The organism is Pseudobdellovibrionaceae bacterium (assembly GCA_023898385.1).
In the GTDB taxonomy this organism is placed as follows: domain Bacteria; phylum Bdellovibrionota; class Bdellovibrionia; order Bdellovibrionales; family UBA1609.
In genome coordinates, this window is the sequence record CP060220.1 from 2,954,112 (window position 1) to 2,977,642 (window position 23,531).

A 23,531-nucleotide genomic window follows, 5' to 3' on the forward strand; every position below is an offset into this window, starting at 1 on the left:
ACACATTGACGGCTAAAATTAAAGGAGTGTGGCTATGCAGGCTCAGGCATTGCGCGCCAAACCACAGTGGCTGAAGGTGAAGGCCCCAGCTGGCGAAAATTATCTAAACATAAAAGATCTTCTTAAATCTTTGAATCTGGCAACGGTTTGTCAAGAAGCCCGCTGCCCGAACATGGGTGAGTGCTGGGGCGGCGGTACCGCCACCTTTATGCTGATGGGCGAGGTCTGTACACGGGGTTGTCGGTTTTGCTCTGTGAAGACCGGAAATCCAAAGGGCGCCATTGATCCTGACGAGCCGCAGAAAGTGGGCTATGCCATTTCGCAAATGTCCTTAGATTACGTCGTGCTCACCAGCGTCGATCGAGATGACCTCCCTGATGAGGGTGCAGATCATTTTGCTCGCACCGTGGAAGTGATCAAGGCCAATAATCCTTCGATGTTGGTTGAGGTTTTGACTCCGGATTTTAAGGGCAACGAAGCCTTTATTGGGCGAATTGTGGATGCGCAGCCGGATGTGTTTGCTCACAACGTAGAAACTGTTGAGCGACTGCAAAAGCGGGTGCGAGACCCACGGGCGGGATACAGTCAGTCGCTTCGGGTTCTCGAGTGTGTCAAAGAAAAAGACCCCACTCGATTTACAAAAACCTCTTTGATGTTGGGTCTAGGTGAGACCGAAGACGAAATCATGGCCGCTTTGCAAGACTTGCGAAATGTGGGCTGCGACGTGGTGACCTTTGGACAATACTTACAGCCAACTAAACTAAAACTTAAAGTGGAAAAGTTTTATACTCCTGATGAATTTAAATATTGGCAGCGTGTGGCTGAGGGCATGGGATTTCTTTATGTGGCCAGCGGCCCTTTGGTTCGAAGCTCTTATCGAGCGGGTGAGTTTTTTATTAAAGGTGTAATTGAAAAAAGAAAACAACAAAGTCGGGGTGAATAATGGCAACTCAGGAAGTTAAGTTACCAGAAATTGGCGAGGGAGTTACAGAAGGCGAAATGGTTCAGTGGCTGGTCGCTGTAGGAGACACAGTGGAGGCCGATCAACCCATTGCAGAGGTGATGACTGACAAAGCCACAGTGGAAGTCCCATCTCCCATTGCCGGAGTTGTGAAAGAATTGAAAGTCAGCGAGGGTGATGTGGTGCCCGTGGAAACAACCATGTTGATCCTCGATGCCACTGCTGGAGCCACGGCTTCGGCACCTAAGGCAAAGTCCGCTGTGGAAGCACCGGCTTCACCAGCTCCAGCGCCCGCGGCGATGCCTCAGCCCGTGGTCGCTGTCGGTGCGATGGATGTGCATCCGCCAGTGGCGGCAAGTCATGTATTGGCCACTCCGGGTACACGGCGCTTGGCCCGTGAATTGACTGTTGATTTAAACACATTGCCAGGCACAGGATTAGCAGGGCGTGTGACCCGCGATGACGTATTGAAGGCCGCAAGTACGCAAGGGGCTGGAGCCACTATGGCCAGTCGCCCCTCTATGCCAATGCCTTCGCCTCAGGCCTACAGAGGACCTGTTGGTGCAGCTGAGGAAAGAGTACCCCTGCGCGGTATTCGTCGAAAAATTGCTGAACAAATGCAAATGACCAAACAAATTGTGCCTCACTTTACAATCATGGATGAAGCCAATGTCACTGAGCTGGTGCGTGTTCGCAATCAATCAAAGGCTGCAGGCGATAGCATGGGTGTGAAAGTGACCTATTTGCCTTTTGTGATGAAGGCGTTGATTGCCACTCTTCGCGAGTTCCCCATGTTCAACGCCAGCATTGATGATGCCTCACAAGAAGTTGTTTATAAAAAATATTTTAACATTGGATTTGCGGCTGACACACCAAACGGCCTGCTTGTTCCGGTTGTGAAAGATGCCGACCAAAAAACCATTCTTCAGTTAAGCCAAGAAATTAACGATCTCGCTTCAAAAGCGCGGGCAGGTAAAATTGGCCTTGAAGATATGAAGGGTGCAACAATTACCATTACAAATATCGGCAGCGTTGGTGGCACCTATGCTACGCCAATTATCAATCATCCCGAAGTGGCTATTCTTGGTATGTACAAGATGACTGATAAACCAGTTTTTAAAGACGGCAAGTTTAAAGCTGCAAAGGTGATGAATTTTACCGCCACATGTGATCACCGTCTGATTGACGGGGCCGTTGCGGCAAACTTTCTAAAAGCCTTTATTGATCGAGTGGAAAATCCCAGTCGACTGCTGTTGGATATGATTTAATTTTTTAAGGAGATGGCGTTGTGAGTAAAACTTTCGATGTGTGTGTGATTGGTTCAGGACCCGGCGGTTATGTGGCGGCGATTCGTGCAGCACAAGAGGGGCTAAACACGGTGGTCATTGAACGAGAGGCTTTGGGTGGGGTTTGTTTGAATGTGGGATGCATCCCCTCAAAGGCCATGATTACAGCTTCGCACTTTATGCATCGAGCCCAGCATGATGCCAAGGAGATGGGTTTTGAAATTGGCGGCGATATCAAGTTGAACATGAAAAAACTTGTAGCCTGGAAGCAATCAGTGTGTGACCGGATGTCCGGTGGCGTTGAGCAACTGTTGAAGGGCAACAAGGTTGAGGTGGTTAGAGGTGAAGCCTCATTTAAATCAAGCAGTGAACTAGAGGTTAAATCCAGTTCTGGCACTCAATCAATCAAAGCAAAAAACTATATTGTAGCTACGGGATCTCGCCCCATTGAAATCCCTGGCTTTGCCATCGATGAAAAAGATGTGCTCTCGTCTACAGGCGCGCTGGCGATGGATTCATTGCCAAAAGAGGTTGTCGTCATTGGTGGTGGCTACATAGGTCTTGAGATCGGCACATACTTGGCAAAACTCGGTACAAAAGTGACAGTGCTTGAAGCCGGTGCCCAGCTGTTAAGCGGATTGGTGGACAAAGACTGTGTGCAGGTGATTGCACGCCGGTTAAAGAAAAATGGGGTGGATGTGCAGCTTGAAGCCCGCGCCAAAGGATATAAAAAATCAGGTGGCCGATTAGAAGTTGTGGCTGAAGTTAAGGGTAAAGAGCAAAATCTAAAAGCCGACAAAATATTATTGATGGTGGGTCGAAAACCAAATTCAGATCAGATGAATTTAAAGGGCATAGGTTTGGCCGTTGATGAACGAGGCTTTGCAAAAGTAAATCCTCAATGCCGTACGAATATCCCTCATATTTTTGCTATTGGTGACATTGCCGGCCAGCCCATGTTGGCGCATAAAGCCAGTCACGAAGGGATTCTTGTGGCAGAAGTTATTGCTGGTAAGAACCGTGTGTATGACGCAAAAACAGTCCCGGCAGTGATATTTACTGATCCAGAAATTGCCTCAGCCGGCTGGACAGAAGAAGAGTGCAAAGCCAAGGGTTATACGGACTTAAAGGTTGGCAAGTTTCCGTTTGCGGCAAACGGGCGGGCTGTATCGATGATGGAGACCGATGGTTTTGTAAAAATCATCGCTAATGCTCAAAATAACGTGGTTTTAGGTGTGCATATTGTGGGTCCAGAAGCGAGCAATCTGATCAGCGAGGCTGTATTGGCTATTGAAATGGGCGCCACACTAGAAGATCTGGCACTTTCGATTCATCCTCATCCCACATTGGGTGAAACCATGATGGAAGCGGCTGAGGCCACCTTAGGGCACGCCATTCATATCATTCAAAAGCCGTTATCTGCACGAAAAAGCCAAGGGCCCAGTGCCAACGCTTAGTCGATTGGACTGGGGCGAGATAGATTATTCGCTGGCGTACAAGCAACAATTGGCCCTGGTGGATCAACGCGCTCGCGATGAAATTAAAGATACGGTGGTATTTTGTAGTCATCCACCGGTCGTCACATTGGGAAGAGGTGCTACCTCTGACGATCTATGTGGTTGGACCGGTAACGTCGTAAAAACCAGTCGGGGTGGCCGAGCCACTTATCATGGGCCCAATCAATTGGTGATTTACCCTATCATCTATTTAAAAAAACGAGATTTGCATTCTTATCTACGAGTATTAGAAAAAACGACCATTGAGGCTCTGGCAGCGTATTCTATTCAGTCAGAGATTCGAACCACTGAAAGCTTTGATGGCCAAGGTCGAAAACTTCTCCTCACTGGAGTTTGGATAGATAACAAAAAGGTAGCATCCATCGGAATAGCCGTAAAAAAATGGGTGACCTATCACGGTATAGCCATAAACCTAAGAGAAGATCCCTTGGCCTTTACTGGGATTAAACCCTGTGGGTTCGGCACAGATGTGATGACGCATTTACCAGTGGAAGTGCCAGATTTCGAGACAAAGTGGCTCGATGCCTTGGCTCGGGTTGGGGAGGATCAACTATTTTTTGTCGATGGAAATGGCAAATTTGGTGATGCCCGCTGATTTTACAATATCGATCAATTGAACAACCCGTCCGTGTGGCACATCTTGATCGGCAGAAATAATGGCCTGCGTGGTTGGATTGTCGGCCAATGATTTTTTGCTAAAGGCTGTAATTTCATCATCGCTTGCCGCTCGGCCGTTAAGGAGTACGGACCCATCTTTTGCCACCGTGATGTTCATCGATGATGGCGTTGTGTCTTCGCCACTGGCTGCTTTTGGTAGGTTAATATTGATACTTGGTTTAACGATAAATGGCGTTGTGACCATAAAAATAATGAGCACAACTAAAATAATATCTACAAACGGAACGATATTGATCTCAGCTATTGGGGCATCTTGATCACCACCAATTTTGGCTCCCATTTATGCTCCCTTCAGGGTTTTTGCATAAGCCAAGCAAAGTGACTTTGCACTTTCCAGGTTTTGAAAAATGCCCCGCACTTCACGTTGAAAATAGTTATATGAAATCACTGCTGGGATGGCCACAAGTAGACCCACAGCGGTCGCTACAAGAGCTTTCGAAATCCCTACCATAACTAGCGTGGCATCGCCTTGGCTTGATGCCAGCTCACGAAATGCGTCCATAATCCCGAACACCGTGCCCAATAGTCCGATAAACGGGGCATTTGCGCCCACAGTGGCCAAAAAGTTAAGATATCGTTCAAGGCGAGGTCGCTCAGTTAAGGCGTAGGAGTCAAACACTTCTTCTAGTCCAGGCACACCGTTGTCTTCTAGGTGGCGAAGGCCGTAGGCGAGGGCTCGTCCTTCGACAGAATCGCGATCTTTACTCATGTCTTTGATATCTTTTAGGCTGTTGCTGCGAATGGCATCTTGCATCAGTTCAGCGATTTTTTTGCTACGGCTTTTTAATGGTCGCAGCGACATGAATCTTTCAAAAATGGAAGCAATGCTCATAACGCTTAAAAGCAATAATAGCCATAACGTGGCGTCGTGGCCCAATTCAGCAATGACAAAAAACTTGTCTGTTAACATATCAGCAACTCCTCATCAGCCGGACCTCAAATTAAAATGATCAAGCGTATTCAAGAATTATCCCTGGTGTAAAAACCTTAGGTCAAGTTAAGATAGTCGTCAGCATCGGAGAGGTACTATGAAAGGCAAAAGAGTGGCCCAATATTGCTGGTCAGCGTTAGCGGTCCTTTGGGCTGTTTTGTCACTCATGGCTTGCGAGATGACTGTATCTGATAAGCCATCTGTATTGGTGATAGCCGTAGATTCTTTGGGTGCGAATCAGCTAACCTGTCAATCCGCGGGGGCAGACTACAATGTGACCTCCGGGTTTGAAGAAATGTGTCAAGATTCGGTGCGATTCTCGCACGCCTTCACCCCTTCCACATTGGCACAGCCAGCTTTGATATCGTTGCTCACCGGGAAATATCCACTTTCACACGGCGTCTGGCATAATGGCTCACAGTTTTTATCTGCAGCGACAAAGACCGTGCAAGAAGAGGCCGTCCGCGAGGGTTATCACACAGCTCTGTTCTCTGGGGGGCCCCCAATTTGGAAAAAATCTGGAGTCGCACAAGGTTTTGAAGTGTTCGATGATCTGTTCGTCCCAGAGGTTGGAGCCATCTATCAACCCGCAGAGAAAACCATGGCCCATCTACTTTGGTGGCTTGATCATCGGGTAGGGTACCGTCCGTTTTTTTCTATCGTGTTTTTGCCTGATCTTCAGTTTGTAAATTCAGCAACTCGAACGGATTCAGGGGAGTTACGAAGCAAAACTTTTGCAAGCCAATTGGCCGAAGTGGATGAGTCGCTGGGTGATCTGGTGTCGGCGCTAAAAAAGCGAAATCGCTGGGACAACACCTACGTTGTACTGGCCGGCCTGAATGGGTATTTGGAGCAACGAAGAAAAGACGACACCGTGGCTGTCAACCTATCCGGACAGAATACACAAGTGGCCCTTCTTTTTAAGCCGGCTCGCAAACGCCGAGATGCAGGTATACATTGGAAGGTGGACACCAACGTTAGTTTAGCCGACGTGGGCGCCACACTCTATGACATCGTCGGTGCAGTTCCTAGTGAAACACAGCAGACTGAAAAGTTTAAAGTGATCTCTTTATTGCCAGCCTTGCAGAAGCCGCAACAGATTTGGCCTGTTGATCGACCCATTCTTATTGAATCGTCTTGGTCAGCGTGGCGTTTTGATTCAGAGCCACGTTTAGCTCTGCGTATGGGTCACTATTTGTATATTCACGACAACGAAACAAAACTCTACAACACTCTCATAGATCCTTACGAGATTCATCCAATGAAACCTTCAGATCCTATGTGGTCAAAGGTTAATGGAGAATCGCAGCAGTTGTTCACTGATCTGGGATTTTCACCATGGGCGAATTTAGACAGCAAAACTCTTGTGAAAGATAAATTTGCTAGGTCCATTTTTGGACCCCGAGCTAATCAACAAGAAGCAAAGCACGACTGGTTGGCTCATCTCAAACAGTGGCCAGACGATGCCGAAATGGCCCATTGGTTGGCATGGGTGGCGTTGGAGAGCGAAGATTGGGAGTATCTGGAGGACGTTGGAAAGATCTATAACCAATCACTTTGGAAATACGTGGGAAGATTTCATCAAAAGCTTAAGCGACCTCGCCTTAATGATAAATGTGACCAACTTTTTAACTCGAAAGAACTACCGACATCTCACCGCCCGTCTGAGGGATGTGATGATCAATTATTTGTGGCCCTTTTAAAATGGGTATTTGCTGAGGGTAAGCCGGCGGAGTTGGCGGCCCAAGAGGATTTTTTGCGGCAATATGGCCAGCAGGCCATTTCGCGTGAAATACAAATGGCAAATAATTTTAATGGCAACATATGGGATGTGCGAGTTTTGGACAATGAGTGGCCCTCTCGAACGGATTTTTATCTCACACTGCCAAATGCAAAAAAGCAAAGGGTCATTGCCGAGCGTAGGTTCGGAGAGTTTTAATATTCCAATAAACCCAACCAAAAGGGATGATCGGGTTGAGTTTGAATAAGATGATTGGCCATGTCATCTAAATTAAACTGATCGCTCTTTAGACTGAACAACGAGCCGGGCAAGAAGCTCTGACTAACAAGAATCAACTTGTCGCCGGGTTGATACCTTAAACTGTGAATGAACAGGTTAGAGGTAGACGATAGGCCTAGGAGTTGGCCGGGTAGGGGCGGCATCGGCTTTTTGTGAGTACTAAACTGAGCCGCAAAATCAACTTGGCTTCCCAAAAGACAAAGAGGCTGATCCGCTCTCTGTAGGAGAACCATAGGATGGCCAGACTGAACGAGTGTGACCTCGTTTTCAACTTTGGCAATGGCCAGGAGCTCCACACCGGCACTGTATTCACTTTTGTTGTCTTCGTTGTAGAGGGTGTCGTTAGCCAGATACACTGAGGCTCGCAAGTCATTGGCAAAAGAGGACAAACAAGTCAATCGAGCAAACGGGGAAGTGCTTTCACGATCCTCTCGCGAGGACAAAAATTGATCAACAATCACTTGGCTTGCTTTTTTTGCAGCCGCGCGTGGCCCCCAAGGTGTGGCAATGACAGTCAATTGACCATCGGATTCATGGTGAATCTCTGGCTTTGGCCTGTAAATCTGGGTGTTGTAACTGCGCTCAGACAGGCTCATCAGGTGTCTCCGTTGATTCGCCGAAGTTTAGTTTTGGCTCTTTGGTGAAAGCTGCGAATGTCTTTAGACGGAATCGACTGGTCCAAAATTTGATTGTATAAAACTTTGGCCTTTTCAATGTGCCCCATACTTTCTTCAAGGGATGCATCTTGGTAAAGCACGCGAAGGTGCTTGTTGAGTTCGTTGTTGGCCTTTGTTTTTAGGTTTTCAATGTCCGGGTTGTTTCGATCCACTTCCTGGGCTTTGACGCAAGAAAAGTAAGCCTCCTTGAATTTCTTTTCATCTATCAGGGCTCGGCAGTCGTGGATAGCTTGTTTAACAAGAGTTTCAAACTCTCGCTCCACGCTGGCGAGGCTCCGGCGAGCTTCATTTTCTCGCGGGCCCTGGTCGGGGTATTGCGCCGTCAAATATTGGTTGAAAGTGGCAATGGCTTTTTTGTAGTCTTTATTTTGTTCGTAACCTTTGGCTTTGTTAAATACAGAAATACCCTGTTGTTTTAGCCGAGATCGATGGAGTTGGTTTTGTTTTGAAGCCTCAATCTGGCTGAACTTTTGTTCAAGTTCTTGTCGTAACCGCGCCACCTCAGCATTCTCAGGGTCCAGTGATGTCACTTCCAAAACACATGAGTCGAACTCCGCCACATCGTTAAAGCTTTGCATGCGACTTGAGCAGCCTTGAATAACAGTTTGAAGTCTTTGTTGTTGTTGAAGTTGCAGCTCTTGTTGTCGGGCGATTTCTTCCTGTTCACTCTGAATGAGAATCGCCTGCTGGCAAGTTTTTAGAAGGTCTCTCGAATTGAGATAAGAGCCCGATATCTCATGCAGGCGATCCAGGTTACTCACGCAGAGAGCAAAAGACTGACTTTCATAACTTGATTGGGCAAGGTTAAGGAGATGCTTCACCTCAGCAATCTGCTGTTCGGTGAGTTTGGGCTTCTCGGACCCGCCGTCTTTCTCGCCGCTTGGTTTTTCGTCATCCATAAGACCCACAACAACAATGATAACGGCCAACGCGCCCAGACCGATTCGAATCATCGTATTTCGCGACATTTTGGCCGGCAGCGATGGGGTCAGTCCGTAGTCTCCACCCGGAGGCATTCTCACTGCGGCAGGGAGTGGCTGTGACCCAGGCATTTGTTGTTCAAATTGCATCATCTCCTGTGGAATGGTTTGCAACATATTGTCAAATCGCGGATTGCGAATTTCGAACGTGATCATGATATTTTTTATAGAAATAATATCATTACTCTCGAGTTTAACGGGGGCGTCGGAAGAGACAGCTTTCCCATTGACAATAGTTCCGTTGGAGCTGCCAAGGTCTTTGATGAAATATTGGCTGTCTTCGTAGTAGATTTCAAAATGTTGACGACTGATGTTAAGATGATTGAGGCATATTTCACAGGACTCATCGCGGCCGGCAATCCAAGACTCGCCATCAAGTCTGAAAATCTCTTCCACTTCAGATGAAGTGGTTTTTACACGTAAATAGGCCACCTCGGTTCGGACTCCGGCAATGGTATCTTCAAAAACATCTGGCGGCGGTGTATCTGCTGCAGAGTCAAAACTAGGTTCACGAGTCATCATCGATGGGTTTGTGTTGAAGTCTGATTGGTCCATTGGAGCAGACACTTCAGACACAGCACTGGGCATGTCGATTAGCTCAAACTTGAATTCATAGGGAGACACTACAAAAGTGGTATCAGCATCGAGATTAATTTGCTCCACAGGGTTTCCGTCAAAAAGAAGACCACCGTATCGAGAAACCAACTGCACGGCCCATGTGCCGTCGTCGCCTTGATAAAATTTTAGATGTTGTCTTGATAGACCTTTGTAGCTTTCTAGAACAAAGTCACATGTGTCGCCTCGACCAACAAGGTACTCCTGTCCATCAACCAACTGGAGTTGGCCAACTTCCATACCATGTTTTGAGACCAATATGCGACTCATTAGTATTGTCCCTCCAGCGCCGCCGCGCATCGCTCATATTTAATGGTGGCTTCTTTGTATCGTATATCATTGGGGTCACGAACCAATGTCTTGACGTTTTGGAAAGCCGACATACAGGCGCGATACTGATTTTGCTCAAGTCTTTTTGAACCTAAGGTCAAATGATATTGAATAAGCTTATCAAGCTTAACCCGAGCCAGCTTACTATAGCGTGTGCAAAGCGGATGATTTGGGGCCAACGACAAGCAAGTGCCGAAGGATTCAATGGCCCGTTCAAATTGGCCTTTTTCGTAATCTCTGAATCCTTTGATAAAATGCGATTGGGCATTTTTATAAGGGTTTGTTTTGCGTCCACTAGCTTTTTGTTCATCTAAAAGTTTTTGATTTTCGGCCAACTGGTCCTGAATTTCTTTTTCAATCACTTCAGGTGTAACGAGAGTGGGGCCAGACTTTGAGTTTTTATCGACACCCAGTTGTGAAATCGCAACAGCCAAGACAATAAGGGCTCCAAGGAGCAGGTAGAAATTTCTCTTGCCGTTGTTCTTATTTTGTCTTGACCGCTTTTGAGACGGATTTGCACCGGGTTGGGCCAGTCCCATTGGAGGATTTGCTTTTGGCGCTGCGGTGGGAAGACTGCCCACGGAGTTTACGGAGAATTTTAACTTTGTGATGCCAACAGTGATGATGGAGCCATCCGTCAACGGTTGTACGGCTTTGGCTTTGCCATTAACAAGAGTGGAGTTCTTTTTATTGAGATTAAACACTTTAATTTCTGTAGGCGAAAATACAATTTTGGCATGGTGCCGGCTGCATTTTGGATCTTTCGGAATAACAATGTCATTTTCTTCGTCTCGGCCAATAGAGATCTTTTCAGATATCAATTTATAGGTAGCACCCTTGTCGGGGCCATTTAGTATGGTCACCACAAATTCAAGTTGAGGTTTAGGAGTAGGAAAGGTGTTCATATGACCTCCTCCCCATGTATGGCTGGTAACAGTATAATAAGGTAATAGGCTACGTTTTCAAGACCATAGATAGATTGGCAAACAATCTCGAAATTGTTGCCGCTAAATTCAATTTCATTGCTAATCATTTGATCTGGTGTCTGTCGGGATCGATCTATTAAATCTTCTATGCTTAATTTTAGGGCCTGATCAGTGAGTTGGCTCACTGGTGAGTGAAGAAGTTGGGCTTCGCTCTGGCCTATTCGATCGGCAAAATCAGAGTTTACCACGTCAATGGTGTTATTAACCGCCGATATTGCAATAGTTGGAAATCCGACCAGTTGCACTAAGTTGTGCATTTCTTGGCTTCGATCATACTCAATCTTATGCTGATGATCATTGGAGTCTACACTCATCCGCGACAGGGCACTTGTGATATTTGATGCCAGTTTGTTGAGCGGAGGGAAGTCATAGTCCACGTGCACATTAGTGCGCTCACCCTGTAGACCGCGATCGATTTGTTGATTCATCGAAATAATGGGATACTCGATGACCTTGTAGAGAAAAAAGAACAACACCGAGCCAATGACCAATGCAATAAAGAATGTTTGAACGAGTAAGCTGAGCGTTCGATGATTGTTTATCGCCAACTCACCCATATTATAGATGATGATCGCCCACGCATCGACACTTAACGTGCCTGTTTCTGGTTTAATGTTTTTAATTGGTGCTACGGCGACAATTTTGGTGTCATCAATATTGATGACTGAAGCCTCGTCTTTCGTTCGAGCCTCAAATATCCAAGGCTCATCGGGGTGTTGAGACGCAAGATGGGCGGGAGCCAGTATTTGTCCGTCGATATCTATGACTAAAGCCTGTTGAACACCTTTTTGTCGATCAAATCCTGATACAGTGACAGAAGAGGTAATACCTTGGGCAATGGCGGGTTGATTGACCTCGGCCAAGTATTTGGCGATGGTCAGAGCATTACTTTGACTTTCTGATTCAACGCTATCTTTAAGAATTTTCACCAAAGGGATAGATGACAGCGAAGTCACCGTGGCAACGAATGCAAAAACAAATAAACCAAGAACCCAACGAAACTCGAGCCACTCAGGGAGTTTGTAAACTCCCGGTAACACCACGTCGTCCATGTATTGCTTGATCAAATCAGCGATTCCTTCGACTTTCTTTGCCTTGGCTGAAGAGGGTTGCATCTCTTCTTGGGGTGCCGAATAGGGATCATAGGCGTGGGCGGCGTTTCCGTCAAAGGCGGCCATATTTGCATGGGAAACATGATGATGGTGTTGATGCTGTTGTTGTTGGTAGTTTCCGTGAGCCTGTTGTTGGGGTTGATAAATCTGCAGTTGGTGAATTTGTGTGGCTGTGGCAGGTTGCACTTCAAAAAGCACATCATGAACGCTCACCTTATCACCTTGCGACAAGGTGGCTGTCTTTATCTTCACGCCGTTGACAAAAGTCCCATTGGACGAGCCTAAATCAGTGATAGTGATGGCCTCTTTGCCAATATCAATTCGGGCATGTTTTTTAGACACGCCGGCGCTTGCAATTTGCACATCTGTGCCTTCAGAGCGCCCAAGAATGTTCGCTCCTGGTTTCAGTGGCAGTGATTGGCCCGAGAGTGGGCCAGTTAGTATTCTAACGACCCACATACAATTGATCTCCAGGTTGAATGTTTTGATTTTTTGCGATCCCGGCATTGAACTCAAACACAGAGTCAGCACTCCAAACGGGGAACGTGATTCGCCAGGGTCTTAAGTTTGTTATTACTTTTTTAACCACAAGACCACGATCGACGAATACCACGTCAATCGGAAATTTCATAAACCAGGTGTGGATGCTGTTGCATTTTGCAATCCACATGGTGCTATCACTCGTGAGGCTTTGATACCCCAAAAGGCCACGAGCCCGGTCAAATAGAGATGTTGCTTCAATCACATTCTCACAAATGGTGTTGTTTCTCGTTTGGTTTATCAGTTTCATGAGGCACCCCCATAGAAAAACTGAATAATCACCGGCGCAAACACCATGATAAACACGGCAGGAATAATAAATACCATCATGGGGACAAGAATCATCTGCGAAGCTCGAGCGCCTGCTTTTTCTGCCCGCACAAATCTCTCCAGCCGCATTTGGATGGCCTGGTCTTTTAAAACCTTTGCTAAACTGGTACCTGTTTGATCGGCATCGATAATGACAGAAGAAAGGCTTGTGATTTCTGCAATATCGAGGCGGTCGGCAAGAGCTCTCAGTGCATCGGCTCTGGAGCTACCAAGGCTGATATCTTTGATGACAATTCTCAGTTCATTGGCAAGCACACTGTTTTCGGCTTTTTCTACAATTCGTTGTATGGCGCCGATAAAATCAAGACCCGCTTCAGTGGACAGCGCCAGTAGATCAATGAAAAAGGGCAAGTCTACAATAACTGCGGTGTATCGAGATTTGCGCATTTGGTTAGCGTAGAGGTGGGGAAAGTAAGCGCCCAACCCGCCAATCATCATAACTACCAAATAGGGATATCCCAATTGGAGGGCAAAATTGAGAATGGCTAGCAATACGGGAAACATCACGCCCCAAAGAATTTGTAGGCCGATAAACTCATCGACGTTGAGTTCACCTGAAAGCCCGGCAGTCAGAATTTTCTGTTCGACGTTTTTTCGGTAGTTGGTGCTTTTAACTCGTCTAGCGTGTTGCAAAGTGAAGTTGTGGACAAGGGGCCGCGAAAAGTTTATGACAGGCGAACTCGAAGCTGAGGGTTCGTCTCCCGAAGCCCAGGCCAGAGCATCGGAGTCGGCATTGTTAGAAAGTACGGCGTGCGCAAACAAATACACACTGAGTGCTGCAAAGCCGAGACCTGATAACAATATTATTAAATCAAAACTTAACATTTTACCCTTTGGTGTGTTCTAACCAGTGTATGTATAAACTCATCCTCGCATCACAATCGCCTCGGCGGAGACAATTACTCGAACAAGCTGGGTTTTTAATTCATGTTTCATCACTAGAAGTATCGGAAAACATTGACGTAAACATAAATCCCACGACCATGGCCCAGATGCTGGCCCGGCGAAAATGTGAAGCCTGGGTTAATTCAAATAACGCTTTGAAAAATCAAAAGATTTTGGTGTTGGCAGCGGACACCCTAGTGGCCATTTCTGGTCGTGTCTTGGGAAAGCCAAAAAATATTTCTGAAGCTCAATACTATCTTGGGCTTTTGTCTGGACAAACGCATAGCGTAATAACAGGAGTGTGTGTCTATGCCTTCGACAGCGAGGTCTATTTTGAGAGTGCCGTCACGACCAAAGTGGAGTTTAGGGCACTGGAAGATGATGAGATTTCAAAGTATATTGCCAGCGGTGAGCCCATGGACAAGGCCGGAGCTTACGGAATTCAAGGTGAAGGCCGTCGTTTTGTGAAAACTTTCGAAGGGTCATGGTCAAATGTTGTGGGTTTACCGATGGAATACATAGAGACTCTGTTTAAGGAAAACAACTGGGATGTCGGTCGCAAGTAATCTTAAAATTATTCAAGAAAAAATAGATCAAGCCATCCTATCGACAGGTGGTTCCAATCAATCGGTCACGATAATGGCTGTGACAAAAACAAAACCCATTCAAGTGGTTCAGGATGTGGTAGCTGCTGGTCTTTTGGATATTGGAGAAAATTACGTTCAAGAAGTTTTAGAAAAGCAAAACCACTTGGCCGATTTGCCGATTCGTTGGCATTTTATTGGTTCCCTACAAAGTAAAAAAATCAGTCAATTGTGGGGGCGATTTCATTTAATTCACACTGTTGATCGTGAAAAAGTAGTTAAAAAAATGGGCGCGTTAGCCCAACAATCTCAGGTGATACAGCCGATTCTCATGCAAGTGAATGTGGGTGACGAGGCCAGCAAATCAGGTGTCAGCCTGGGCGAGGCCTCTGATCTTATGGGATTAATTCTTGAAACTCCTGGCCTTGAGCCACGAGGCCTAATGACTATGCCGCCTCTTTCGGAAATAGAGACAGAGGCTCGGTCCTATTTTTCGACATTGGCAAAATTGCGAGATAAATTATCTGCTGAATATGGTTTGTCGCCAAAAAATGGTCCCCAACTCTCAGAATTATCAATGGGAACCTCTCATGATTACGTTTGGGCTATCAAAGAAGGGGCGACAATTGTAAGATTAGGAACTGTATTAGTGGGTGCGAGAAGTTACCCATAAATTTTGGCCAATAAAAACAAGGTGAATTCTATGACTGAAAACTCATTATTGCGCGGCAGAAAACTGGGTTTTATTGGTGTGGGTAATTTGGGGCGATCAGTTATCAAAGCCCTAATCGAGTCGAAATCAGTACGAAGCGATCAGGTGTGGGCCACCAATAGAACGAGTCGCAAACTTCAAAAGGCGGCTGCTGAGTTTGGTATTCATTCTTTTGAGAACAATGAAGAGTTGGTTGCTGAATGCGATGTGATTTTTCTGGGCATGAAGCCGCAAGATTTATACAGCGCTATAGAGCCCATGGCCTCTGACTTTACAGAAGCGCACACAGTGGTCAGCTTTGCCGCTGGAATATCCTTGTCGGCCTTAAAAAAAATGCTTCCTCAGGTAAAAAAAATTGTTCGAGTAATCCCCAATACTCCTGTGCGGTTAGGTAAGGGAGTTGTTGGATATTGTTTGCCTGATGGGATGGATCATTTATCCACATTTATGGAGTCATTGTTATGTCCTTTGGGATATGTGGTGAAAGTTTCCGAGGGAGAGGCTTTTGAGGCGCTCACTGTAGCATGTAGCAGTGGTGTGGGATTTGTTTTCGAGCTTATGGTGTATTGGCAAGAATGGCTTGAAGAGCATGGGTTTGAGCCAGAGGTGGCGCGCCAATTGACGGTGGATACCTTTAATGGAGCGGCAGCATTGGCTAAGGACAAATCAAGCACTGAAATTTCGGAGCTGCAACGCCAGGTGGTATCAAAAAAAGGTGTAACCGCTGCGGGCCTTGAATCCATGCGAGAGCTTGAGGTGGAGCGTGCACTTCGCTATAGTTTTGAAAAAGCGGTGCTGCGCGATCGTGACTTGGGCAAGACTTCGGTCTAGTTTCTAAACTTCAAAAGGCAGCCGCTTTCAGTCAGTAACTTATTGATTCGCTTTGGTAAATTCTTTAACCTATCATTGGTAGACAGGGTGTCGAATTTTAAGGGGGAAAGATGAAGATCGCTCCAATAGATATTGCTCATAAAACTTTTGATCGCAAAATGATGGGATTTGACCCTGAAGAAGTGATGGATTTCTTGCGAGCTGTGGCTGATGAAATGGAAGGGCTCATTCGTGATCGAAACTCTCTTCGCGAAACACTGCGTGAAAAAGAGCTCAATATCATTGAGTACAAAGAGCGAGATGAGCTTCTAAAGAGCACGATCACCACAGCGACAAAAATGTCAGAAAAAATGCAGGCCGACGCTGATCGTGAAGCCAGGTTGATCTTAAACGATGCCAAGCAACAAGCTGATGTGATAGTTCGGGATGCTCGGGACTCGTTGAAAAGCATTTATGAAGAGGTTTCTCATCTGAAGAAAGTTCGTCTGCAGTTTGAAAACAACTTGCGCGCATTAATTCAGTCTCATGAAACCATGTTGGACCAAGGGCATCAAATAATGCCGAATCCAGAAATACCTCAGGGCATTCAACAAAAAGCATTTGTAGACGAAGAGCGGGCTATCACTGCCAGTGTCTCTGATGCCGTAAAGAAAAATCTGGTCAATCCGCCGAGCGCATAGATTGAATTCGAAATACATTTGGCAAAAAGAGGGCCTTGTTTACCTGGCCCTCTACGTTCAGCCGGGCGCCTCGAAGTCAGCCTTTGCTGGCTTACATGATGATCGCCTGAAGGTGCGAATCAGTTCACCACCAGTTGACGGCAAGGCCAATGAGGCTCTAATCGACTTTCTATCAAAGCAATTGAAACTAGTAAAAAAACAAATCACTATTTCTCAGGGCCAAACAAGCCGCAAGAAATTGGTTGTGATTTCCGGGGCATCAGAAGACGAGGTAAGGTCTGTATTGATGACTTTGATGGGTTGAGATGCGGTGGACGCGGATCATGTGGCCTAGCGATTTTGTTCACGTGTGACAGCCCATATAATCGGTAGATACTAGCTCATGGGAAGGTTTTGAGGACGAGCTTTTTAACCTCATTTAGATTCGAAGTTTCCGACTTAGACTCAATAAAGTGAATTGTTGAATCATCGATAATTTTGAATCCATGAAGTAGGCCCGAATCAGTGATCTTCTCTTTTTTGAGGCCGTCTAAGGATGAAATTTTGAGATCAATCCTGGTATTGTTGTTATTAGAAATGGGATAGGCAAGAAACGTGTTCGACGCTTCGATTTTAAATGGTTCGGTGATCACGATGGGGCCCACGTCGTCAATCACAGTGAATTCACTTCCATCAAGTGTGGCGATGGCTAAAACGTAGTCATTGGTTCCAAACAGCTGGCCCGCGATCAAAACATGCGTGTCTCCGCTTAAAGGCAATAAATAGGGTGTGGTTTCAAAAAGGGGCGAAAGGGTATGGTTACTCTGGCCGCCTAGGGAATAGGAAAACACCCGGTAGCCAGAAAGGGCCGGTAGAATGGGTGCGGAGTAGATAAAGTATTCGCCCCCTGGGCTCAGCAGGGATTTGAATGTCGTTGTTGATGTGCTTATGGGTTCTTCGGAATGTAGGGCAACGGCATCGGCCCCACTAGTGGGCACGCGATAGATATTGCCGTTGTAGGCCCCGACAAACTCAAGACTTTCGGGGAGAAATAGTGGGTTACTCACCGTAGAATTTGCTCCCAAGGGCGCAGTAGCACCCGTGGCGATGCTTGCCGCGTATTGAATGCCGCCTTGTCTATAGACTACCGTGTCACTGTCGGAGGCTATCAGAAACTGTGAGGTTGGTGAGGAGACATACTGACCCAAAAGCCTGTGATTGCTTCCATCTACATGAGTGCTATAGACGTTTTCTTCTGAAGCCGCACCCGCACAACACCAATCATGTCGGGCAATATATACGACCTTGTTGCTATCCGGTGTGAAAGCATAATTTGTGTGGTCATCGTCCAGCCAAACATATCGGGCAGGGTTGGGTGTGTCTAGGGTCATCTCTTGGAGGTTTGTACCGTCGATATTGGCGACAAAAATTCCGTCACCATAGTTTTTGACGTTCATGTAGCGATCCACCAGGTAAGCCACCTTGAGGCCATCAGGTGAAATAATGAAGCTGACAATTTTCGACCCTGGTATGAGTCCCGTAGAAATATGAACATGGTCAGAGCCATCCAGCTTGACAGAATATAGATTGTCTTCCCCGGTTCCCGTTTTTCCAACGTATAATACTCGATCTTGAGCGGGGGCGAGCTGAAAAAGATCAGACGGTCTATCAGAAAATTTGTAAAAAAGAGATTGGCTGTTTGATTCCAAGTCGAATTGGTTGATTTTAATTGGTGATGTGCCATCAGAACTGGCAGAAAAGAGGTCTGACTCGTCGGCGTACACGATTTTGCCCGCTGTGCTTGAGTGTTTGGCAAATCCCGATTGGAAATTGGCTTGGCCCGGTAATGGAGTGTCAAATTCGAGGTTTCCTCCGACGGTCCATACTTGAAATCGGCGGCTGTACACACCACCGGCCAACACCAAGACTCGATCGAGCGCTGTCAAGTAGCGACAGGTGTGGACGAATTCACCAATATTTAAATTGTTGTAGTCGATTTGGCTCCCGCCGGTGACCGCCACCGAGTGACATCCCGAGGCGCCAGACAAAAAGACGCGATCACTGGAGGTGGCAAGGCCCGAAAAATTCATTTGAGGGAGTGGCGAAATTTTTGTTCGGGCTCCTCCAGCCAATGGAGCCGAATAGTATTCATTTACGTTGTCCACATCCAAATCGCCTCTAAATATCACGTGAGAACCAGAGTTGTTGGTCCCCCAAGTGTTAAGCACTTGGCCTCCAGAAACAACGCTGCCTCCAATGGCGGTATGGCCTGCGCCGTTAGCCGTTGCCGAATACAGTTGGTTGAATACCCCTTCGTTGGCCCGATAGTATACATAAGATCCATCAGAGGAGAATTCCACATTGTAGACAGCTCCGATGCCGGAAGAAAAATTAGTGATATTGACGCGTGAGAGTCCGTCCGCCGTGGCGAAGTAAACATCTTTGACTCCGTCTGTGGTCAGGTCACCTATATAGTAAACACGGGATGAATCTGCTGAGATTCTGATGGCATCCAGCCCCGTCATCACATCGCCGTTTACATGCGGCGAAAGCACAGACAGCTTTCGAGGGTTGAGCCCGTCAATGTCTATGGCAAACAACTCGAATTGTCCTGCCGTTTGTTCGCTAGAAATATAGGCTACGAAAGTGCCATTTGGAGCGATCTCGAAGTTGTTGACGACGTCTTTACTTGTGCCGCCCAGGTTTGGATTGAGTTGGACCCGGTTGTTACCGTCCACACCAATGACATAGAGTTCATTCACATTGTCAAAATCTTGTTCTCCAAAATAGACCACCTTACTGCTGTCGGGAGTGAATTTAAAACTAGTGATATGTGAAGAGGTGCCGGGCATTGGGCCGCTCAGTTCGATTTCATTGTTGCCGTCCACGTCAGCAATATAAAGCTTGTCGCCGCCACCCACGACGCGTCCTATAAAGGCCACCTTTGATGAGTCTGGTGAAAACTCCAGCTGTGAGACGACCCAGAGGAGCGAGTCGTCATCAACTCGGACCATGGGATCGCCGTTAAGTGGGACGACCCAGACGCCATAGCCTGGATAAGCAAAAGTAAAAAAATGGCCATTGGGTGAGATGGCAAAATCACCCGAGTTGACGATGTTTGCCCAGTGCGAGAACAAATAGGAGAGTTGGTTAGTTATGTAATTATAGACAAAAATATCGTCTCCCATTTGCACTAATATTCGTTGGCCGTCTTCCATATATCGGATCTGTGGAGATTGCGCAAAAACGGGCCGGTCCCAGGGGACGTTTTGAATGTGGCCGGTAGCGGGATTGAAAAATAAGATATCAATGAGCCCATGAACCGACGAGTCAACCTCTAAATACGTGGAATTGCCAGACGGTGAATAGTTGAAGGTGCCTATTCTCAGGTCGGTGGTGGGAAGGCTATACATTGTTGTGACGGCATAGGGGCCCGCATCAGGAGGATCTGGTGTGGCGGGTGGAGGTGTGCGAACTCGGCCTGAAATTCTATTGTCCCCGAGTTGACAACCCACCAGGAGATATCCTGAGACAAAAATCAATATTAACAAATTTCTTCGCATAACTTCTTTTCGGACGAAGGGCCAAAAAACTTGAGGTATATTTGGCGTCTTCAGCGATTCCTTATGAGATACGGGTGTAAGGTGTGGTTTTTATCGTGACCGTAGCAAAAATAGAGGTTTGTCGTCAGAATTTGAGGGCCCTTGTTCAGTTTTTGCGGAGATTTAGGTAAAACGAAGAGGCTAATAACCTCGGGTATAGCCAATGGAATGGTAATGAGCCGAAGAATTGCAGAAAAATGTAGCCGACAGTAAGAAAAGCCCTGTTTCTCAATTTGAGACGTTTTGGTCTCCCTATGATTTAATTTTTGATAGCGTTCAGGTTATCCCATTGAGAAAAAATCCGGTGCGACGAACTGTTGTGATGGCAGTCTTGGGTAGCATAAACCCATTGGATGCCACAATTTTCTTTGCTGGAAAGACCTTGGTTAAAACGAATAATTGGCCACTATTGTGATCACCCTTAAGGGTCCCGCAACGTTTACGGCCTACGGAATATACTCACCCAAGTTGTCTATCCATCGCAATCGCGGCGTATCACTTTCGTCGTCCACGCGCCAAATCGAGTAAAGGTCCCACCCTTGATAGGTACTTCTTTGCTTAAGCTCGAGAGCGGTCTTGGATTCGCCCGTCGCGATGGTGCACGTGGGGCTACAGGTCGCGGTGTCCAAATAGTAGGCTGCCGCTGGAGGGAAAGCCGGCGTCACAGAAAATAAAAATCCCGTCTCCGGGGACACACCTGTCGCAGATACATTGCCCAGGTTAAAAATATAATATCCCATGCCGAGCCAGTTGCTCAGTAGGCCGCTGGCACAGTCCGTTCCCACTACAGTGCCGTCAAAAAAACTATTGTATACAGCTTGACTAGTGCCAATACCGCTCGCGCTATTAAACGTGCAAGTGCCTGTTTGTGTCGATGAGACAGTGGCCGTGCTTGTTGCGTATCGAATGTAAGAGGAACCCTTACCTATGCCCGCTGACGTTCCCGTCGACGACACTGTTCCGCTACTAAATACATAGTCTGCACCACTGCTGACGTCTCCGTAAATTCCGCCAGCATAGTTTGAACCAACTATGTCGGCAGAAACTGTCGCATATGCAATACTGCCAGTGCCCCAGCCTACAACGCCTCCGGCTCGGTTGGAGACAGATTCTATGCGGCCGCTCACGCTAACGTGGCGAATAGCCCCGTTATTCATCCACCCCGCGATACCACCGCTATAGTAGGCTCCTCTAAAATCTGCGTTTATTACTTTTAAATTACTAACCTGCCCGTCCAGTTTTGCAAAAATAGACGCATTGTTGGCATTTTGTCGATTTAGCCCATCAACGGTATGGTTATTGCCGTCAAAAACGCCTGTGAAAGACTGCGGTCCCACATCGCCAATGGGCGTCCAGTTGTCGGCTCCTGAACTGGAAATATCAGAATCAAGAATATAAAACTTAGTGGCATCATTCACGGCAATGGCCTGAAGCCCAGCGAGATTCGTAATTAAGGAGGGAGGGTTCGATAATTGAGTCACATAAATCCAAGTTCGCTTGGGCTGTAATGAATTTTGCTTAATATAAAAATGCGCAACGCCAATATTTCCCGTGGTCAAAAACGGGGCGGTGGCCGTGTAGTTGTACGTTGCAGCGAATGTGCCGCCCCCGGAAGGGGCGCATGATACATTTTGGTCTGTTGCGCTGGGGCTTGTTATTACTACCTCGCCGAGGCTTACATCACAAAGGCCTGTTAAGGTCCATGCGGGAGACATAGTTTCATTCACCGTGCGGGCGGCGATGGAAGCTGAGGGGTGAGAGTTGCCGGTAAATGCAAGGCGGGGCTCAGCCACTGTGAAGACTGGATCGGCAGATGTGATAGCGTGTCCATCAACGGCAAAATTAAGTGTCCGCGATATTGCTGAGACTTCGGCATAAAACGTTACTGAGTAAGTTCCATCAGTGTTGTCTGTAATAGTGGAGAGCCAAGCGTCCGTGGCGTTGCCAGCCATCGATGCTGTTATCGTGGTCGAAGCATCATAAATAGGGTCACCGTATTGGTCGCGCGTGGTGACGGTTACCGAAACAGGGGTATTGCGAATCACGCTGTTGTTATCGAGTAAGAATGAGCTATTGATTACGCTCAATGTGGGTGGCCCGGAAGGCACCTCAGCGACGGTCGTTTGGTTTTTTATGGTGCCGTAAATTTTGTTGTCGGCAAGTTGACATGCTGTAAGGGCCGCCAACAATAATACTAAAAAGACTCTATGCCGGCTGCCGTGGTAACGTTCCATTTTTGTAGGACGACATTTTGCCTCCATATTAAGCACTCCATTAAAATTGATATACTTAGTATCGTCTGATGCGGTGAATAACTTTAGTTATTATTGCGGTATGTTAAAAAATTTCAGATATCAATGTCCGGTTTTTTTGGCCAAAGTACGAATTCAGCGATTCCTTATGAGACACATTCAAAATTGCTTAATTATTGCGCAGGGTTTGTTTTGAATTTAACTTTAGAGTTTTGGACAGAAGATCCCAATCCGTCTTATTGTGAGACGGCTACGAACTGGGTTAGGTTGTTGTGCGAGCAATGAACAAGGGGCTTGAGTACGGATAACTTGGGTGATCCAAGTCTTATGAGGAGTTTATTTCAAGCTTCACGTAGAGAATCGGGTCACTGTAATCGTTGCTGACGATGCTGCTGAATATGACAGCCGCTCGTTCCCAAAATCGACGGCAACTGCCGACGGCTTTTATTTGCTTTTTGCCTTCTTTCCAAAGTGTATGGACTTGGGAAAAGAGGTGGGCTATCTGTGCGAGCCTAAAAAACACATTTGGTAAATTGCCAAAATGTCCAAAGTTATGAGTTGTGTGAAAGCCCCTTGTTTTTTGCTCATTAAAAGTCACATTTTCTATGGTAAATCGTGTCGCTCCTCCTTTTGCTATTTCTTTAACGTTGCCGTGATGTAGATTTAGATTTGTGATCCAACTATTGTAGTAAAGAGCCGCCCCGCTGGGATCTATTTCCGTGTACTCAAGCAGGTTTACGTGCAAGCGATTCTCTGCCTTGTGCTCTTGCTTGAGGGGCAGATTATTTGACCATTCAAAGTGGTGTTGATGACCCTCTTTGTCTATATACTGCCAAGCCTGTTTTTTGTCGGGCAAGTAATCATACCACGAAAACAGTTCCTTATTGCGCTCGGGCTTGGCAGTGATTATGAACGACCAGCCGTTATCAATGATTTGTGAAACCACGGTCACTGATGAAAACAAGTTGTCACCGGTTATGCAGATCGGTCGTTTCGGATAACTGGAGTTGAGTCTTCGAAGTAGATGTTTGGCCGCGTTGATC

The 23,531-nt window shown here is 46.7% G+C and carries 21 protein-coding genes; 10 read left to right on the plus strand and 11 right to left on the minus strand.

The features are described 5' to 3' along the window. Window positions 1-34: 34 nt before the first annotated feature. Genes lipA through lipB form a run of 4 tightly spaced genes read left to right on the plus strand, consistent with a single transcriptional unit; the run spans window position 35 to window position 4,359 of the window. Window positions 35-943, plus strand: coding sequence for a lipoyl synthase (gene lipA, locus H6626_13600; GenBank protein ID USN47204.1), 909 nt, complete (start codon window positions 35-37; stop codon window positions 941-943). Beyond that, on the plus strand, window positions 943-2,229 hold the full coding sequence (locus H6626_13605; protein ID USN47205.1) for a 2-oxo acid dehydrogenase subunit E2: 1,287 nt from the start codon (window positions 943-945) through the stop codon (window positions 2,227-2,229). Before lipA ends, H6626_13605 begins: the two co-directional genes overlap by 1 nt. A gap of 20 nt (window positions 2,230-2,249) precedes the next feature. Beyond that, the gene (gene lpdA, locus H6626_13610) at window positions 2,250-3,704 is read left to right on the plus strand and encodes a dihydrolipoyl dehydrogenase (GenBank protein USN47206.1); all 1,455 of its coding nucleotides are present in this window, start codon (window positions 2,250-2,252) and stop codon (window positions 3,702-3,704) included. Then, window positions 3,691-4,359, plus strand: coding sequence for a lipoyl(octanoyl) transferase LipB (lipB, locus tag H6626_13615; GenBank protein ID USN47207.1), 669 nt, complete (start codon window positions 3,691-3,693; stop codon window positions 4,357-4,359). The genes lpdA and lipB overlap by 14 nt, the downstream gene beginning before the upstream one ends. On the opposite strand, the gene H6626_13620 is transcribed toward lipB, so the two are convergent. Together H6626_13620 and H6626_13625 are read right to left on the minus strand one after the other, a co-directional pair. Beyond that, complete coding sequence (locus H6626_13620; protein ID USN47208.1) at window positions 4,315-4,722, minus strand: biopolymer transporter ExbD; 408 nt, start codon at window positions 4,720-4,722, stop codon at window positions 4,315-4,317. The two genes, lipB and H6626_13620, sit on opposite strands and share 45 nt — an antisense overlap. Beyond that, window positions 4,723-5,352 (minus strand): MotA/TolQ/ExbB proton channel family protein, encoded by a 630-nt coding sequence (locus tag H6626_13625; GenBank protein USN47209.1) that lies wholly within the window; start codon window positions 5,350-5,352, stop codon window positions 4,723-4,725. Between the two features lie 118 nt (window positions 5,353-5,470). Here H6626_13625 and H6626_13630 point away from each other — a divergent pair, with 118 nt between their 5' ends. Beyond that, window positions 5,471-7,312 (plus strand): sulfatase-like hydrolase/transferase, encoded by a 1,842-nt coding sequence (locus tag H6626_13630; GenBank protein USN47210.1) that lies wholly within the window; start codon window positions 5,471-5,473, stop codon window positions 7,310-7,312. Here the strand turns inward: H6626_13630 and H6626_13635 are convergent. Genes H6626_13635 through H6626_13660 form a run of 6 tightly spaced genes read right to left on the minus strand, consistent with a single transcriptional unit; the run spans window position 7,309 to window position 13,788 of the window. Beyond that, window positions 7,309-7,989 (minus strand): hypothetical protein, encoded by a 681-nt coding sequence (locus H6626_13635; GenBank protein USN47211.1) that lies wholly within the window; start codon window positions 7,987-7,989, stop codon window positions 7,309-7,311. The genes H6626_13630 and H6626_13635 overlap by 4 nt on opposite strands. Continuing rightward, window positions 7,989-9,935, minus strand: a complete 1,947-nt coding sequence (locus H6626_13640; protein USN47212.1) for an FHA domain-containing protein — start codon at window positions 9,933-9,935, stop codon at window positions 7,989-7,991. The genes H6626_13635 and H6626_13640 overlap by 1 nt, the downstream gene beginning before the upstream one ends. Next, complete coding sequence (locus H6626_13645) at window positions 9,935-10,900, minus strand: FHA domain-containing protein (protein ID USN47213.1); 966 nt, start codon at window positions 10,898-10,900, stop codon at window positions 9,935-9,937. The genes H6626_13640 and H6626_13645 overlap by 1 nt, the downstream gene beginning before the upstream one ends. Then, window positions 10,897-12,552: an FHA domain-containing protein gene (locus tag H6626_13650; GenBank protein USN47214.1), complete on the minus strand. Its 1,656-nt coding sequence runs from the start codon at window positions 12,550-12,552 to the stop codon at window positions 10,897-10,899. Before H6626_13650 ends, H6626_13645 begins: the two co-directional genes overlap by 4 nt. Continuing rightward, window positions 12,539-12,883, minus strand: a complete 345-nt coding sequence (locus tag H6626_13655; protein USN47215.1) for a DUF192 domain-containing protein — start codon at window positions 12,881-12,883, stop codon at window positions 12,539-12,541. Before H6626_13655 ends, H6626_13650 begins: the two co-directional genes overlap by 14 nt. Further along, window positions 12,880-13,788 carry a type II secretion system F family protein gene (locus H6626_13660; protein USN47216.1) on the minus strand — a complete coding sequence of 303 codons (909 nt, stop codon included), beginning with the start codon at window positions 13,786-13,788 and terminating at the stop codon, window positions 12,880-12,882. Before H6626_13660 ends, H6626_13655 begins: the two co-directional genes overlap by 4 nt. 29 nt (window positions 13,789-13,817) lie before the next feature. Here H6626_13660 and maf point away from each other — a divergent pair, with 29 nt between their 5' ends. The 5 genes from maf (at window position 13,818) to H6626_13685 (ending at window position 16,959) form a co-directional block, all read left to right on the plus strand. After that, on the plus strand, window positions 13,818-14,414 hold the full coding sequence (gene maf / locus H6626_13665; protein ID USN47217.1) for a septum formation protein Maf: 597 nt from the start codon (window positions 13,818-13,820) through the stop codon (window positions 14,412-14,414). Then, window positions 14,398-15,105: a YggS family pyridoxal phosphate-dependent enzyme gene (locus H6626_13670; GenBank protein USN47218.1), complete on the plus strand. Its 708-nt coding sequence runs from the start codon at window positions 14,398-14,400 to the stop codon at window positions 15,103-15,105. The genes maf and H6626_13670 overlap by 17 nt, the downstream gene beginning before the upstream one ends. Window positions 15,106-15,135: 30 nt before the next feature. Beyond that, window positions 15,136-15,975, plus strand: a complete 840-nt coding sequence (locus tag H6626_13675; protein USN47219.1) for a pyrroline-5-carboxylate reductase — start codon at window positions 15,136-15,138, stop codon at window positions 15,973-15,975. Between the two features lie 110 nt (window positions 15,976-16,085). After that, window positions 16,086-16,655 (plus strand): DivIVA domain-containing protein, encoded by a 570-nt coding sequence (locus H6626_13680; GenBank protein USN47220.1) that lies wholly within the window; start codon window positions 16,086-16,088, stop codon window positions 16,653-16,655. 1 nt (window position 16,656) lies between these two features. Continuing rightward, a complete protein-coding gene (locus H6626_13685; protein USN47221.1) occupies window positions 16,657-16,959 on the plus strand; it encodes a YggU family protein in 303 nt (100 codons plus the stop codon). Window positions 16,960-17,035: 76 nt separating this feature from the next. On the opposite strand, the gene H6626_13690 is transcribed toward H6626_13685, so the two are convergent. The 3 genes from H6626_13690 to H6626_13700 all read right to left on the minus strand — a co-directional run bounded on the left by H6626_13690 (window position 17,036) and on the right by H6626_13700 (window position 23,452). Next, window positions 17,036-20,197: a hypothetical protein gene (locus tag H6626_13690; protein USN47222.1), complete on the minus strand. Its 3,162-nt coding sequence runs from the start codon at window positions 20,195-20,197 to the stop codon at window positions 17,036-17,038. Between the two features lie 485 nt (window positions 20,198-20,682). Then, complete coding sequence (locus tag H6626_13695) at window positions 20,683-22,497, minus strand: hypothetical protein (GenBank protein ID USN47223.1); 1,815 nt, start codon at window positions 22,495-22,497, stop codon at window positions 20,683-20,685. Between the two features lie 316 nt (window positions 22,498-22,813). Continuing rightward, a complete protein-coding gene (locus H6626_13700) occupies window positions 22,814-23,452 on the minus strand; it encodes a hypothetical protein (protein ID USN47224.1) in 639 nt (212 codons plus the stop codon). Window positions 23,453-23,531: the final 79 nt, after the last annotated feature.